The following is a 15283-nucleotide window of genomic DNA, read 5'->3' as shown; positions in this document are numbered from 1 at the left end:
GGCGGTTGGGGCCGGGCTCTCAAAACCCTGAGGTCTTTATGACTACCAAGCTAGACCAGCTGACCGGCTGGCTGAAGGAACGCAAGATCACCGAAGTGGAATGCATGATCGCCGACCTGACCGGGATTGCCCGGGGCAAGATCGCGCCGACCAACAAGTTCCTCAACGAGAAGGGCATGCGCCTGCCGGAGTCCGTGCTCCTGCAGACCGTGACCGGTGATTACGTCGAGGACGACATCTACTACGACCTGCTGGACCCGGCCGACATCGATATGGTCTGCCGCCCGGACGAGAATGCCGTGTTCCTCGTCCCCTGGGCCATCGAGCCCACCGCGATGGTCATCCACGACACCTACGACAAGCTCGGCAACCCCATCGAGCTGTCGCCGCGCAACATTCTCAAGCGCGTGCTCAAGCTCTACGCCGACAAGGGCTGGAAGCCGATCGTGGCGCCGGAGATGGAGTTCTACCTGACCAAGCGCAGCGACGACCCCGACTACCCGCTGCAGGCCCCCGTGGGCCGTTCCGGGCGCCAGGAAACCGGCCGCCAGTCCTTCTCCATCGATGCGGCGAACGAGTTCGACCCGCTGTTCGAGGACATGTACGACTGGTGCGAGGCCCAGGGCCTGGACCTGGACACGCTGATCCACGAGGAAGGCACCGCGCAGATGGAAATCAACTTCCGTCACGGCGACGCCCTGGACCTGGCCGACCAGATACTGGTGTTCAAGCGCACCATGCGCGAGGCCGCGCTCAAGCACAACGTGGCCGCGACCTTCATGGCCAAGCCGATGACCGGCGAGCCGGGCAGCGCCATGCACCTGCACCAGAGCATCGTCGACATCAAGACCGGCAAGAACATCTTCTCCAATGCCGACGGCACCATGAGCGAGCTGTTCCTGCACCACGTCGGCGGCCTGCAGCGCTTCATCCCCGAGGCCCTGCCGCTGTTCGCCCCGAACGTCAACTCGTTCCGCCGCTTCCTGCCCGACACCTCGGCGCCGGTGAACGTCGAGTGGGGCGAGGAGAACCGCACCGTGGGCCTGCGCGTGCCGGATTCCAACCCGGAGAACCGCCGCGTGGAAAACCGCCTGGCCGGCGCCGACGCCAACCCCTACCTGGCCCTGGCCGCCAGCCTGCTGTGCGGCTACATCGGCATGGTCGAAGGCATCAAACCCAGTGCCCAGGTCAAGGGCCGCGGCTACGAACGACGTAACCTGCGCCTGCCGCTGACCATCGAGGCGGCACTGGAAACCATGGAAGGCAGCAAGACCCTTGAACAGTACCTGGGCAGCAAGTTCATCCGCGGCTACGTCGCGGTGAAACGCGCCGAGCACGAGAACTTCAAGCGGGTGATCAGTTCCTGGGAGCGGGAGTTCCTCCTGCTGTCCGTCTGATCGGCGTGGGGCCCGGCCCTGCCGGCCGGGCCCCGTGTTCATTACAGAGAGGTTTTACCAAAATGACGAAACAGACCAGCGCCCAGACCCAACACTGGCAGGCGCTCAGCCGCGAACACCATCTGGCTCCGTTCACCGACTACAAGCAGTTGAACGAGAAGGGTGCGCGCATCATCACCAAGGCCGAAGGCGTGTACCTGTGGGATAGCGAGGGCAACAAGATCCTCGATGGCATGGCCGGCCTGTGGTGCATGAACGTCGGCTATGGTCGCAAGGAGCTCGCCGAGGTCGCCTACAAGCAGATGCTCGAGCTGCCCTACTACAACCTGTTCTTCCAGACCGCGCACCCGCCGGCGCTGGAACTGGCCAAGGCCATCGCCGACATCGCCCCCGAAGGCATGAACCACGTGTTCTTCACCGGCTCCGGCTCGGAGTCCAACGACACCGTGCTGCGCATGGTCCGCCACTACTGGAGCATCAAGGGCAAGCCGCAGAAGAAGGTGGTCATCGGCCGCTGGAACGGCTACCACGGCTCCACCGTCGCCGGCGTCAGCCTCGGCGGCATGAAGGCCCTGCACAGCCAGGGCGACCTGCCGATCCCGGGCATCGTGCACATCGCCCAGCCCTACTGGTACGGCGAGGGCGGCGACATGTCGGCGGAAGAGTTCGGCGTCTGGGCCGCCGAGCAGCTGGAGAAGAAGATTCTCGAAGTCGGCGAGGAGAACGTCGCCGCCTTCATCGCCGAGCCGATCCAGGGCGCCGGCGGCGTGATCGTTCCGCCGGACACCTACTGGCCGAAGATCCGCGAAATCCTCGCCAAGTACGAAATCCTGTTCATCGCCGACGAAGTCATCTGCGGCTTCGGCCGTACCGGCGAATGGTTCGGCAGCCAGTACTACGGCAACGCCCCGGACCTGATGCCGATCGCCAAGGGCCTGACTTCCGGCTACATCCCCATGGGCGGCGTAATCGTCCGCGACGAGATCGTCGATACCCTGAATGAGGGTGGCGAGTTCTACCACGGCTTCACTTACTCTGGTCACCCGGTGGCCGCGGCAGTGGCCCTGGAGAACATCCGCATCCTGCGCGAGGAGAAGATCGTCGAGACCGTGAAGGCGGAAACGGCACCCTACTTGCAGAAACGCTGGCAGGAACTGGCCGACCACCCGCTGGTGGGCGAGGCCCGTGGCGTCGGCATGGTCGGCGCGCTGGAGCTGGTGAAGAACAAGAAGACCCGCGAGCGCTTCGAGAACGGCGTGGGAATGCTGTGCCGCGAGCACTGCTTCCGCAACGGCCTGATCATGCGCGCGGTGGGAGACACTATGATTATTTCGCCGCCGCTGGTCATCACCAAGCCGGAGATCGACGAGTTGATCACCCTGGCGCGCAAGTGCCTCGATCAAACCGCCGCCGTAGCGCTGTCTTGAGTCTTTCACCGGACCTTTGACAGACTGCGCCTGTGCGTTGGCCAGGCTCACCGGGTGGTGAAGGCGGAAAGCCGCCGACGCCACCCGGAACATCAAAAACAATTGGAGCTACCCGCATGTTCAAAACCTTCGGCAAGACCCTGCTCGCCGTGACTCTGGCGGGCGCTGTGGCCGGTATGGCACAGGCCGATGACAAGGTACTGCACGTTTACAACTGGTCCGACTACATCGCCCCGAACACGGTCGACGAGTTCACCAAGGCCACCGGCATCAAGGTCGTCTACGACGTCTACGACAGCAACGAAGTGCTGGAGGCCAAGCTGCTGGCCGGCAAGTCGGGCTACGACGTGGTGGTTCCCTCGAACTCCTTCCTCGCCAAGCAGATCAAGGCCGGCGTCTACCAGCCGCTGGACCGCGACAAGCTGCCGAACTGGAAGAACCTGAACCCGGACATCATGAAGACCCTCGAGGTCAGCGACCCGGGCAACAAGTTCGCCATCCCCTACATGTGGGGCACCATCGGCATCGGCTACAACCCGGACAAGGTCAAGGCCGCCCTGGGCGACGGCGCCCCGGTGGATTCCTGGGACCTGGTATTCAAGCCCGAGAACATCCAGAAGCTGAAACAGTGCGGCGTGAGCTTCCTCGACTCGCCCACCGAGATGATCCCGGCGGCCCTGCACTACCTGGGCTACAAGCCGGACAGCCAGGATCCCAAGGAAATCAAGGCCGCCGAAGAGCTGTTCCTGAAGATCCGTCCGTACATCACCTACTTCCACTCCTCCAAGTACATCTCGGACCTGGCCAACGGCAACATCTGCGTCGCCATCGGCTACTCGGGCGACATCTACCAGGCCAAGTCCCGCGCCGTGGAAGCCAAGAACAACGTGAAGGTGGCCTACCACATTCCGAAGGAAGGCGCCGGCGCCTTCTTCGACACCGTGGCCATTCCGAAGGACGCCGAGAACCCCGAAGGCGCTCTGAAGTGGATCAACTTCCTGCTCGAGCCGAAGGTGATCGCGGAAATCTCCGATACCGTTTCCTACCCCAACGCCAACTCCGCGGCCACGCCGCTGGTGAACGAGGAAATCCGTAACGACCCGGGCATCTACCCGAGCGACGCGGTCATGAAGAAGCTGTACGCCTTCCCGGACCTGCCGGCGAAGACCCAGCGCCTGATGACCCGCAGCTGGACCACCATCAAGTCCGGCAAGTGACGCCCCTGCCCGGTCGTTCGTCCCGAACGGCCGGGCAGGGCGCAGGGTGGTGGCGGCGCGGTCGCAGGCCCGCCACCGCTCTGCAGGCACGGATCATCTGCAGTGGGATGGCCGTTGGTTGCAGCTAGGGCTGCAGAAGCGCTCGCGCGCGCCACGGAAGGCCCGGGCAAGCTGTAAACGCCAACACAAAGAAGCTTCATGACAACAGAGAGGACCGACGTGTGCGCATTCCCTTCCGCAAAACCCTGATCGCCGCCATCTCGACCCTGGGCCTGGGCGCCGCCGTTGCGCAGGCCGAGCCGACCGTCCACGTGTACAACTGGAGCGACTACATCGGCGAGACCACTCTGGCCGATTTCGAGAAGGAAACCGGCATCAAGCCGGTGTACGACGTCTTCGACTCCAACGAAACCCTCGAGGGCAAGCTGCTGGCCGGCCGCACCGGCTACGACATCGTGGTGCCGTCCAACCACTTCCTCGGCCGCCAGATCAAGGCCGGCGCCTTCCAGAAGCTGGACAAGAGCCAGCTGCCGAACTGGAAGAACCTCGATCCGCACCTGATGAAACAACTCGAGGCCAACGACCCGGGCAACCTGTACGGCGTGCCCTACCTGTGGGGCACCAACGGCATCGGCTACAACGTCGACAAGGTCAAGGCCGTGCTCGGCGTCGACAAGATCGACTCCTGGGCCGTGCTCTTCGAGCCCGAGAACATGAAGAAGCTCAGCCAGTGCGGCGTCGCCTTCCTCGATTCGGGCGACGAAATGATGCCGGCCGTGCTCAAATACCTGGGCCTGGACCCCAACAGCACCAACCCGGCCGACTACGAGAAGGCCGAGGCCAAGCTGATGGCGGTTCGCCCCTACGTCACCTACTTCCATTCCTCCAAGTACATCTCGGACCTGGCCAACGGCAACATCTGCGTCGCCGCCGGGTTCTCCGGCGACGTGTTCCAGGCCGCCAACCGCGCCAGGGAAGCCGGCAAGGGTGTGAACATCGCCTATGCGATTCCGAAGGAAGGCGCCAACCTGTGGTTCGACATCCTCGCCATCCCGAAGGATGCGTCGAACCCGAAGGAGGCCCACGCCTTCATCAACTACCTGCTCAAGCCCGAGGTGATCGCCAAGGTCAGCGATTACGTCGGTTACGCCAACCCGAACCCCAAGGCTGGCGAATTCATGGATGAGTCCGTGCGCGACAATCCCGAGGTCTACCCGCCTCAGGAAGTACTCGACAAGCTCTTCGTGCAGCACGAGCTGCCGCCGAAGATCCTGCGCCTCATGACCCGTTCCTGGACCAAGATCAAGTCCGGTAAGTAAGCAATCCAAGTACGCCCGGCCGCGGGGGCCGGGCGTCCAAAAGTTGGGAGTTGTGGTAAATGGCTATAGCCTCCGGTGCCTACAAGAAAGCCCTCGCGGGCGACCAGCAGCCCAAAGAGGTGTTGGTAAAAATCGACCGGGTCACCAAGCAGTTCGACGAAACCCTTGCGGTGGACAGTGTTTCCCTGACCATCAAGAAGGGCGAGATCTTCGCATTGCTCGGCGGTTCCGGTTCCGGTAAATCCACCCTGTTGCGCATGCTGGCCGGCTTCGAGCGGCCGACCGAAGGTCGCATCTTCCTGGATGGCCAGGACATCACCGACCTGCCGCCCTACGAGCGGCCGATCAACATGATGTTCCAGTCCTACGCGCTGTTCCCGCACATGTCGGTTGCGCAGAACATCGCCTTCGGCCTGAAACAGGACGGCCTGCCCAAGGCCGAGATCGACAAGATCGTCGAGGAAATGCTCAAGCTGGTGCAGATGACCCAGTACGCCAAGCGCAAGCCGCACCAGCTCTCCGGCGGCCAGCGCCAGCGCGTGGCCCTGGCCCGTTCGCTGGCCAAGCGGCCGAAGCTGCTGCTGCTCGACGAGCCCATGGGCGCCCTGGACAAGAAGCTGCGCTCGCAGATGCAGCTGGAACTGGTGGAGATCATCGAGCGCGTGGGCGTGACCTGCGTGATGGTGACCCACGACCAGGAAGAGGCCATGACCATGGCTCAGCGCATCGCCATCATGCACCTGGGCTGCATCGAGCAGATCGGCAGCCCGATGGACATCTACGAGACCCCGGCCAGCCGCCTGATCTGCGAGTTCATCGGCAACGTCAACATGTTCGACGGCCAACTGGTCGAGGACCTGCAGGACCACGCGGTGATCGCCTGCCCGCAGCTGGAAAACCCGATCTACATCGGCCACGGCATCAGCACCCGCGCCGAAGACAAGCGCATCACCTACGCGCTGCGTCCGGAGAAGGTCATGGTCAGCGCGCAGAAGCCGGAAAACCTCGAGCACGAAGGCTTCAACTGGGCCCAGGGCACCGTCTACGACATCGCCTACCTCGGCGGCCACTCGGTGTACTACATCAAGCTGGCCTCGGGGATGATCGTCCAGGCCTTCATGGCCAACGCCGAGCGCCACGTGGCCCGCCCGACCTGGGACCAGCCGGTGTACATCAGCTGGTACGACGACAGCGGTGTGGTGCTGCAATCATGAACATCAGCAAATCGCTCATGAAGCGCCTGCCGCGTGGCCGGCACGCCGTGATCGGTGTGCCGTTCATCTGGCTGTTCCTGTTCTTCCTGCTGCCCTTCGCCATCGTGCTGAAGATCAGCCTGGCGGCAGCGGACGTGGCCATCCCGCCGTACACCGAAGTGTTCCAGTACGCCGACCAGACCCTGCAACTGGTGCTGAACCTCGGCAACTACCTGATGCTGACGGACGACCCGCTCTACATCGACGCCTACCTGGGATCGCTGAAGATGGCGGCGATCAGCACCTTCCTGTGCCTGCTGATCGGCTACCCGATGGCCTACGCCATCGCCCGCGCCAGCAAGGAAATGCAGACCGTGCTGCTGCTGCTGATCATGATGCCGACCTGGACGGCGATCCTGATCCGCGTGTACGCCTGGATGGGTATCCTGTCCAACAACGGCCTGCTCAACGGCTTCCTGATGTGGCTGGGGGTGATCAACGAACCGCTGACCATCCTCAACACCAACCTGGCGGTGTACATCGGTATCGTCTACTCGTACCTGCCGTTCATGGTGATGCCGCTGTACGCCAACCTGGTGAAGCACGACATGAGCCTGCTGGAGGCCGCCTCCGACCTGGGCGCGCGCAACTTCACCAGCTTCTGGAAGATCACCGTGCCGCTGTCGAAGAACGGCATCATCGCCGGCTGCATGCTGGTGTTCATCCCGGCGGTGGGCGAGTTCGTCATCCCGGAACTGCTCGGCGGCCCCGAGACGCTGATGATCGGCAAGGTGCTGTGGCAGGAGTTCTTCAACAACCGTGACTGGCCGGTGGCGTCCGCCCTGGCGGTGGTCATGCTGGCGATCCTCATCGTGCCCATCATCCTGTTCAACAAGAACCAAGCCAAAGAACTGGAGGGCAAGGTATGAACAAGCGTTGGTCCTTCTCCAACATCATGCTTGTCCTCGGCCTGCTGTTCATCTACGTGCCGATGGTCATCCTGGTCATCTACTCGTTCAACGGCTCCAAGCTGGTGACCGTGTGGGGCGGCTGGTCGGTGAAGTGGTACGTCGGCCTGCTGGACAACACCCAGCTGATCAGCTCGGTGTTCCGCTCCCTGGAAATCGCCGTGTACACGGCGGTCTCCTCGGTGATCCTGGGCACCCTGGCGGCCTTCGTGCTGACGCGCATCCCGCGTTTCCGCGGCCGCACGCTGTTCGGCGGCATGGTCACCGCGCCGCTGGTCATGCCCGAGGTGATCACCGGCCTGTCGCTGCTGCTGCTGTTCGTGGCCATGGCCCAGTTGATCGGCTGGCCGCAGGAGCGCGGCATCGTCACCATCTGGATCGCCCACACCAGCTTCTGCTCGTCCTACGTAGCGGTGGTGGTGTCGGCGCGCCTGCGCGAGCTGGACCTGTCCATCGAGGAAGCGGCCATGGACCTGGGCGCCAAGCCCTGGAAAGTGTTCCTGCTGATCACCATCCCGATGATCGCGCCTTCGCTGGCGGCCGGCGGCATGATGTCCTTCGCCCTGTCGCTGGACGACCTGGTGCTGGCCAGCTTCGTCTCCGGCCCCGGTTCCACCACCCTGCCGATGGAAGTGTTCTCCGCCGTGCGCCTGGGCGTGAAGCCGGAGATCAACGCGGTGGCCAGCCTGATCCTGCTGACCGTCTCGCTGTTCACCTTCTTCGCCTGGTACTTCACCCGCCAGGCCGAGGAGCGCCGCAAGCGTGCCGTCCAGGAGGCCATGGAAGCCACGGCCACCGACTGGCAGAAAGGTTCGCCGGCCACCGTCTGAGGTCGTCTTGTCGGCCGGCTGCAGCCGGTGCCTGCGAAAACCATGGGCCACCTTCGGGTGGCCCATGTTTTTGGGGGAGACGGACATATGCCGAAGGGCAAGAAGAGTCGGTCTTCTCAGAAGAATCTGACAGTTAATCGCTGCAACTTCCGCGCATTTGCCAACTATATTCACTGTGTCCGTTGGCGGTTGCCGGCTATTCCCCGCAGCTTGGTCGGCCTCCGTGATCCCGGGCAATTTGCCAGTGCTTTCCACAGCACCCAGGCGGGAGGTGGCGCCCAATACAACACCCCAATAGTTATCCCTAGGGGGAATAACGCGCCAGGGAGCTTCGGCGCCTCCCGCAGTCCCTTCTCACGGAAACGACGAACCCCGCAGCATGCGGGGTTCGTCGTTTCTGGCGCGGCCTAGCGTGCCTGCGGCACCAGCCTGAGCAGGCCGTGGCTGTTGGCGGCGACCTCGTCGGGCGCGAAATGCTCGGCGTGGTAGCGGCCTTCGACGTAGTCCTCGGCCTGGTCCTTGTAGTGCGCATCGAAGAGCACGCCGCTCTGGCCCACCGGGTTGATGCCCAGGGCGTGGGTGGGGTCGGCGAAGTCCACCAGGCGCCGCGTCGAGGGCCCGTAGGTGACGGCCCAGGGCGCCGGGCCGATGGGCGCCGAGAGGTTGTTGGGCACCTCGTGGCCGCCCGGCGCGGCGAAGGGGCCGATGTTGAACAGGCGGTCCAGCGGCTTCTGCATGCCCAGCGGGTGCACGTGGGTGAGGGTGTGCGCCGCGCCCCATTGCCAATTGGCCGGGTCCTCGCCGAAGGTGTCGCGCAGGTGCTTCAGGCTGGCCTGCCAGGCGGCCTTGACGATGTCCGCGCGGCTTTCCTTCTGCGCCGTGGCGCGGTCGTCCCACCAGGGCGAAGCGTCGTCGGCGGCCAGTCGTGGCAGGGCGCTGTCGATGGCCCGGGTGCTCAGCAGGGTGTTGAAGAAGGCGTCGCCCATCTCGTCGTGCATGGCGCCGTAGGCCAGTTGGTAGAGGAACTGGCTGAACAGGGTGGCGGCCAGCGAATCCAGCGGGTAGTCGCCCTTCCAGGCCGCCAGTTGCTCCACCAGCGCCTTCTCCTGCTCGCCGCTCGCCACCTGGCGCAGGCTCGGCAGCAGCGGCGCCAGGGTGCGCGGGCCGTAGTCGGTGCCGGTGTCCAGTTGCAGCGCCTGGCTGTTCTGCAGGTCCCACTTCACCGAGGCGTCGGCCAGGTGCCGGTCCAGGCGCTGGCCGCGGTCGGCCAGGTTGTAGTAGCCGGGCACCGACCGGCCGTTGGCGGGCACCGGCTGGAAGTTGGCCGAGACGATGTAGCCGCGCGCCGGGTTCTCTTCATGGGGGTTCTCGACGAAGGGGTAGAAGCCGTCCTTGTCCGCCGCGGCGGTGCTGCCGTCGAGGATGAAGTTCGGATCGACGCCGGCCGGGCGCTTCGGCAGTTGCGCCGAGGCCCACCAGGCGATGTCGCCGCGGGCATTGGCCCAGACCACGTTGAGCCCCGGCGCGTGGATCTGCGCGGCAGCGGCGCGGGCCTTGTCCAGGGTGTCGGCGCGGTCTAGGTGGTAGAAGGCGTCCAGCAGCGGGTTCTCGGTCTGCAGGAAGCCCCACCACATGGCGATGGGCGTCTTGCCCGAGGCGGCGCCCAGGGCGTCGTTGACGATCGGCCCGTGGGGCGAGCTGCGCAGCACCAGCTTGACCGGCGCCTGGCCCTTCACCGCGATGCTCTGCTCCTCGCGCGCGAGGTCCACCCACTGGCCGTGGTACCAGACCTGCTCGGGGTTGGCCGGGTTGGTCTTCTCGGCCACCAGGTCCATGTCGTCGTTCTGGAACATGGTCAGGCTCCAGCCGAAGTCCTTGTTGTGGCCGAGCATGGCGAAGGGCACCAGGGCCTGGTGGTGGCCGTAGAGTTCGAAGCCGGGGGCGCTGAGCTGCGCCTCGTACCACACCGAGGGCGCGGCGAAGCGGATGTGCGGGTCGCCCGCCAGCAGCGGCCGGCCGCTGCGCGTGCGGCTGCCGGAGACCACCCAGGCGTTGCTGCCCTCGTACTGCGGCAGGCCGGTGGCCTCCAGGGCCTGCTGGCTGATCTGCGCCAGGGCGCCGAGGTCCTTCCAGTCGCCGGCGGCCAGCGCGGTGGGGCGTTGCAGCACGCCCTCCGGGTGCCAGGCCAGGTCGAAGGCCTTCAGGTAGCCGGCGCCCAGGTCGTCGCGGATGTAGGTGAGCACCGGCTCGGTGCGCAGGGCCACGGCGAAGCTGTAGGCCAGGTAGCCGGACACGGCGAGGGTGTCCTCCACCGTGAAGGGCCGCTTGGGAATGCCCAGCACGTCGAATTCCAGCGGCTTCGGGTGGCTGGCCTGGTACTGGTTGATGCCGTCCAGGTACGCCTCCAGGGCTTTCCAGGCCGGCGACTGCTGGTCCTGGCGGGCGGCGTACTCGGCGGCATGGTCGCGCAGGCGCAGGGTGCGGAACAGGCGGTCGGTGTCCACCAGCTTGGGCCCCAGCACCTCGGCCAGCTCGCCCTTGGCCAGGCGGCGCAGCATCTCCATCTGGAACAGCCGGTCCTGGGCGTGCACGTAGCCCAGGGCGCGGTACAGGTCGCTTTCGTTCTGCGCACGGATGTGCGGCACGCCACGCTCGTCGTAGCGCACCTCGACCTCGGCCTGCAACCCGGGCAGCCCGGCCAGGCCGTCGCGGGTCGGCTGCTTGCCATGCAGGTACCAGGCGCCCCCTGCGGCAGCGGCCGCCACCAGCACGGCAAGAACGGTCAACGTACGTTTCATGTAGCGGCTCTCCTTGTTGTTCTGCGCGGATTCTGCGCATTCGCGCCAGGCGCTTTCATTGACCAAACGCGCGCAAGCTGAAAGTCTTCGGTCAAAAGGAGGCTATATGTCCCTCGCCAGCGCGCCACTCACCCATTCGGCCACCCTGCGCCGCCTGCTCTACGAGGCGCTTACCAGCCTGGGGCTGGAGCCGGCGCGCATCTACCGCCAGGCGCTGCGGCGCGTGCGCCTGGCGCCGGTGAGCGCCGACGGCCGCCTGCTGCACGACGAGGTGCCGCTGTTCTGGGCGGCGCTGCCGGAGCTGAGCGGCGACGTGGACATCGGCCTGCACCTGGCCGAGGCGATGAAGCCGCGCCTGCTCGATGTGGTCGGCTACCTGCTGCTGGCCAGCCGCGACCTGGAGCAGGCGCTGCACAGCTTCCTGCGCTTCCAGCACATCCTCTCCGGCGGCCTGGCCGCGCAGCTGCGCGAGGAGGGCGAGCAGGTGCGGCTGGTCCTCGACATCCACTACCGCGACTGCCCGCCGCTGCGCCAGCAGATGGAATGCCTGCTGCTGCTGTTCATCAAGCTGCTGAAGGCGGTCAGCGACGACGAGTTCGCCTGTTCCGCCATCGAGTTCCGTCATGCCGCGCCCCGGCGCCTGGCCGAGCACCGCCGGCTGTTCGGGCTGACGCCGCGGTTCGCCTGCGCACACGACGCCCTGCTGTTCCCGCGCGCCCTGCTGCGGCGCCCGTCGCGCACGGCCAACGCCGCCTTGCACGGCGTGCTCACCCGCTATGCGGAGGAAGAATTGCAGCGCCTGCAGGAGAACGACCTGCTCAACCGCCTGCGCTACCTGCTGGCCCACCGCCTGGGCCGCGAACCCTGCACCCTGCAGGCCTGCGCCGAGCTGCTGGGGCTGCCGGCCAGCGCCTTGCAGCGCAGCCTGGCCGGGCAGGGCAGCGGCTTCCGCGAGCTGCATGAGGAGGTACGCCGCCAGCGCGCCACCGAGCTGCTGGCCGAAGGCGTGGCCATCCGCGAAGTGGCGCGGACCTGCGGCTTCGCCGAGCTGTCGCCGTTCTATCGCGCCTTCCGGCGCTGGTTCGGGGTGCCGCCGGAGGTGTACCGGCGGCGTTTGCAGGAGATGGCGCAGGCGCACTGAGGCGTCCCGCGCCGGGCTCATTCGGCCAGCGGGATCTCGCTGGCCATGTCCAGCAGGGCCATGGCGTCGAGCTGCGTCTCGATCTGCAGGAAGCGCATGGCGCGGGTCGGCGAGACGGCCTTGGCCATGCGCGCGATGTAGCGGTTGCGCAGGTCCAGGCGCAGCTGCTGGAGCTTCTCGGCGCGCTTGAGCAGGGCGCTGGCGTCTTTGTCGGAGACCTTGCCGGTGTTGTAGGACTTGGCGTAGTCGAGGATCAGCGCCAGGTGCTGCTTGCTCAGCTTCTCGGCCTCGCTGCGGTAGGTGTTGTAGATCGGCCAGAACGCCTCGCCTTCCTTGCCGGTGAGGTTCATGTTGGCTTCGACGATGCGTTTGCGCTTGTAGTCGATGTCGGCCAGGCGGTTGTCGATCTCCGCCTTGTGCTCGGACATCACCTGGTCGGGACTGGGCGCCTGGTCGTCGGCGCCGGCCAGCAGCGGCAGGCTGAGCAGGGCGCACAGGGCGAGGGTGGGGCGTAGCGGCATGGGAGGCTCCTTGTAGTCGCGCGCCGGCCCTTCATGGGCCGGCTCCGGCTAGTGTAGATGCTGGCGCCCGGCTGTCCGCCCGCCAGGGGCAATAGCAGCCTTGGGCGAGGTTCTGGGTGGACTGCACCGGGCGGCCGTCGATCAGCGCCTGCAGCACCGGTTCGATGAAGCTGTTGGCCGAGCTGCACACCGCGCCCTCGCTGTAGGGACCGAAATAGGCCAGGCGGCCCTGGCGGTCCCAGATGGCCACCGCCGGGCTCGCCGGCAGCGCCTCGGCGCCGGGCGGCGTGGCCAATGGCCGCAGGGCCTGGAGGGTGGCGGGCAACTGGCCGCGGCTGCCGGGCTTCTGCACGGCGAAGAATTGCACGCCAAGCGGGGCGAAGCGCGCCAGCAGCTCGGCGAGGTGCTGCTGGTTGCCGACGTTGCACGGGCAGGCCGGGTCCCAGAAATGCACCAGTCGGATAGCGCCGGGGCCGGCCAGTTCGGCCGGCAGCCGCAGGCCGGCGCCGCTGAACAGCGTCGGCTGCGCGTCGAAGGGGCGGATGTAGCGCTGCTGGAACCATTGGTAGGCGCCCAGCAGCATGGCGGCGAGCAGCGCGGCCAGGCAGGCGAGGATGAGCGTGCGGCGGGCAGGCATGGCGAATCCCGGTAAGATAACCCCCAAGAGTGCCATGCCGTCGCTTGTGGCAGAACCGCCCGGATGCCGCCGGGCGCTCGTCCCAGCGTCACCGGAAACCGCGGAAAACCCCGATGCCAGAAGCCTTCCAGCCCGATCTGCTGCGCCAGCGCCTGCGACCCCTGACCGCAGCCGAACGCGACGCCCAGGTCCTCGCCTACCAGTCCTTCTACGGGCTCGACCTGGTGGCCCGCTATCCGGGCCTGGAAAGCCGCCTGGGCTACTTCGAGTGCGCCGGCTACCGCATCGCCGCGCAGCTGTGGCGCCCGCCCCTGGCCCGCGGCAGCCTGCTGCTGCTGCACGGCTACTACGACCACATGGGGCTCTATGGCCACGTCATCGACTGGGCGCTGGACCTGGGCCTGGCGGTGATCGCCTGCGACCTGCCGGGCCACGGCCTGTCCAACGGCGCGGCGGCCAGCATCAACGACTTCGCCGAGTACCAGGCGGTGCTTGCCGGCCTGCTGGACGTGGCCGCGCAACTGGACCTGCCGCAGCCCTGGCACCTTTTCGGGCAGAGCACCGGCGGCGCCATCCTGCTGGACTACCTGCTCACCGGCGCGCCGCGCCCGGAGCTGGGCCACACCCTGCTACTGGCGCCGCTGGTGCGCCCGCGCGCCTGGGGCTGGTCGAAGCTCAGCTACCAACTGCTGCGGCCCTTCGTCGACTCCATCCCGCGCAAGTTCACCGACAACTCCAACGACGCCGGCTTCCTCGCCTTCCTCCGCGATCGCGACCCGCTGCAGCCGCGCATCCTGCCCACCGCCTGGGTGGGCGCGCTGGCGCGCTGGATTCCGCACATCGAGGGCGCGCCGCCCAGCGCGCGCAACCTGCTGGTGGTGCAGGGCGACGCCGACGAGACGGTGGACTGGCGCTACAACCTGAAGGTGCTGGAGGAGAAGTTCGAGCGCATCGAGTGCCTGCTGCTCACCGGCGCGCGGCACCACCTGGCCAACGAGAGCGAGGCGTTGCGCCGGCGCTACTTCGACTTTCTCGGCGAGCGCCTGAGCTAGTTCGAGGGGGCGGAAGCCAGCCCGGCCTTCACCGCGGCCAGGGCCGCCTGGTAGTAGGCCTGGCCGGCGGGCGACTCGGCGAAGTCGGCGAACTGCTGCAGCTCGGCGTCGGAGAGCCCGCGGTAGACGTACAGCAGGGTGTTGTCGAGGTCGGCGCCGATCTGCTGCACGACGTTCTGCCGCTGCCCTTCGAGCAGCCCCTGGCCCTGGCCGAGCAGGCCGGGGAGCATCTGGCTGAGGCTGTCGGCGGCCACGCTGGCCAGCGCCATGCTGACCTCGGCGCCGGCCTCGCTGGCCGGCAGGGCCCGGCTCAGGCGCTGGGCCAGCTGCTGGCGCTGCGGCGTGGCCTGCTGGCGCGGCAGGCCGTTGGCGTACTGGGCGAGCTGGTCGCTGCGGGTGGCGAGGGTTTCCGCGGCGGCGATCTTGCGCCCCAGGGGCGATTCGAAGAAGGCCAGCGCCGGGCCGCTGTCCGCCAGGTTCCGGCGCAGGCCGGCCAGCGCCCGGGCGTCGATCTGCGCCGGGGCGAAGCGCTGGTCGCTGTTGTTCACCAGGGCCTGGTACAGCGCCGGCGGCAGGTTGGCCTGGTAGCGCTTCTGCGCGGCGTGCAGGGCATCGTTGAAGTGCGCGCGTTGTTCCGGCCAGCCGGCGGCCTGGTAGAGGCGCTGGTAATCGTCGGCCAGTACGGGTAGGCCCAGCATCAGCAGGGCAAGGGCAAGCAGTGCACGCAAATCGGGTCCTCCTGGCGGCAGTGGCCATCCGCCGCGGCTATTGTCGGCAAGCCCG

General features: G+C 66.6%; 13 protein-coding genes. 9 read left to right on the top strand and 4 right to left on the bottom strand.

Translation table 11 applies throughout. The features are described from left to right. Positions 1-38 precede the first annotated feature (38 nt). The 7 genes from PcP3B5_RS29095 (at position 39) to PcP3B5_RS29065 (ending at position 8351) form a co-directional block, all read left to right on the top strand. Positions 39-1397 (top strand): glutamine synthetase family protein, encoded by a 1359-nt coding sequence (locus PcP3B5_RS29095; protein ID WP_009613996.1) that lies wholly within the window; start codon positions 39-41, stop codon positions 1395-1397. Positions 1398-1459: 62 nt separating this feature from the next. Continuing rightward, on the top strand, positions 1460-2824 hold the full coding sequence (locus tag PcP3B5_RS29090; RefSeq protein ID WP_009613995.1) for an aspartate aminotransferase family protein: 1365 nt from the start codon (positions 1460-1462) through the stop codon (positions 2822-2824). Between the two features lie 116 nt (positions 2825-2940). Continuing rightward, the gene (locus PcP3B5_RS29085; RefSeq protein ID WP_009613994.1) at positions 2941-4041 is read left to right on the top strand and encodes a polyamine ABC transporter substrate-binding protein; all 1101 of its coding nucleotides are present in this window, start codon (positions 2941-2943) and stop codon (positions 4039-4041) included. Positions 4042-4286: 245 nt separating this feature from the next. Next, entirely contained in the window at positions 4287-5360 is a 1074-nt protein-coding gene (locus PcP3B5_RS29080; RefSeq protein WP_237143122.1) for a polyamine ABC transporter substrate-binding protein, read from the top strand. A gap of 59 nt (positions 5361-5419) precedes the next feature. Beyond that, positions 5420-6574, top strand: coding sequence for an ABC transporter ATP-binding protein (locus tag PcP3B5_RS29075; protein WP_009613989.1), 1155 nt, complete (start codon positions 5420-5422; stop codon positions 6572-6574). Between the two features lie 26 nt (positions 6575-6600). After that, positions 6601-7482, top strand: a complete 882-nt coding sequence (locus tag PcP3B5_RS29070; RefSeq protein WP_173427895.1) for an ABC transporter permease subunit — start codon at positions 6601-6603, stop codon at positions 7480-7482. Next, on the top strand, positions 7479-8351 hold the full coding sequence (locus PcP3B5_RS29065; RefSeq protein ID WP_009613985.1) for an ABC transporter permease subunit: 873 nt from the start codon (positions 7479-7481) through the stop codon (positions 8349-8351). The genes PcP3B5_RS29070 and PcP3B5_RS29065 overlap by 4 nt, the downstream gene beginning before the upstream one ends. Positions 8352-8758: 407 nt before the next feature. Here PcP3B5_RS29065 and PcP3B5_RS29060 read toward each other — a convergent pair whose 3' ends face one another. Then, positions 8759-11149, bottom strand: coding sequence for a penicillin acylase family protein (locus PcP3B5_RS29060; protein WP_061563353.1), 2391 nt, complete (start codon positions 11147-11149; stop codon positions 8759-8761). 106 nt (positions 11150-11255) lie between these two features. Here PcP3B5_RS29060 and PcP3B5_RS29055 point away from each other — a divergent pair, with 106 nt between their 5' ends. Beyond that, positions 11256-12290 (top strand): AraC family transcriptional regulator, encoded by a 1035-nt coding sequence (locus PcP3B5_RS29055; RefSeq protein WP_061563074.1) that lies wholly within the window; start codon positions 11256-11258, stop codon positions 12288-12290. Between the two features lie 17 nt (positions 12291-12307). On the opposite strand, the gene PcP3B5_RS29050 is transcribed toward PcP3B5_RS29055, so the two are convergent. Together PcP3B5_RS29050 and PcP3B5_RS29045 are read right to left on the bottom strand one after the other, a co-directional pair. After that, positions 12308-12811, bottom strand: a complete 504-nt coding sequence (locus tag PcP3B5_RS29050) for a hypothetical protein (RefSeq protein WP_043317441.1) — start codon at positions 12809-12811, stop codon at positions 12308-12310. A gap of 31 nt (positions 12812-12842) precedes the next feature. Further along, entirely contained in the window at positions 12843-13484 is a 642-nt protein-coding gene (locus tag PcP3B5_RS29045; RefSeq protein ID WP_061563073.1) for a DUF6436 domain-containing protein, read from the bottom strand. A gap of 77 nt (positions 13485-13561) precedes the next feature. Here PcP3B5_RS29045 and bipL point away from each other — a divergent pair, with 77 nt between their 5' ends. Further along, a complete protein-coding gene (bipL, locus tag PcP3B5_RS29040) occupies positions 13562-14500 on the top strand; it encodes a phospholipase BipL (RefSeq protein ID WP_061563072.1) in 939 nt (312 codons plus the stop codon). On the opposite strand, the gene PcP3B5_RS29035 is transcribed toward bipL, so the two are convergent. Continuing rightward, complete coding sequence (locus PcP3B5_RS29035) at positions 14497-15228, bottom strand: DUF2059 domain-containing protein (protein WP_043268232.1); 732 nt, start codon at positions 15226-15228, stop codon at positions 14497-14499. The genes bipL and PcP3B5_RS29035 overlap by 4 nt on opposite strands. Between the last annotated feature and the right edge of the window lie 55 nt (positions 15229-15283).

The sequence above is a fragment of the Pseudomonas citronellolis genome (assembly GCF_001586155.1).
Lineage (GTDB): Bacteria > Pseudomonadota > Gammaproteobacteria > Pseudomonadales > Pseudomonadaceae > Pseudomonas > Pseudomonas citronellolis.
Note: the sequence above shows the minus strand (reverse complement) of the source record. Positions and strands in the feature narration are given on the sequence as shown.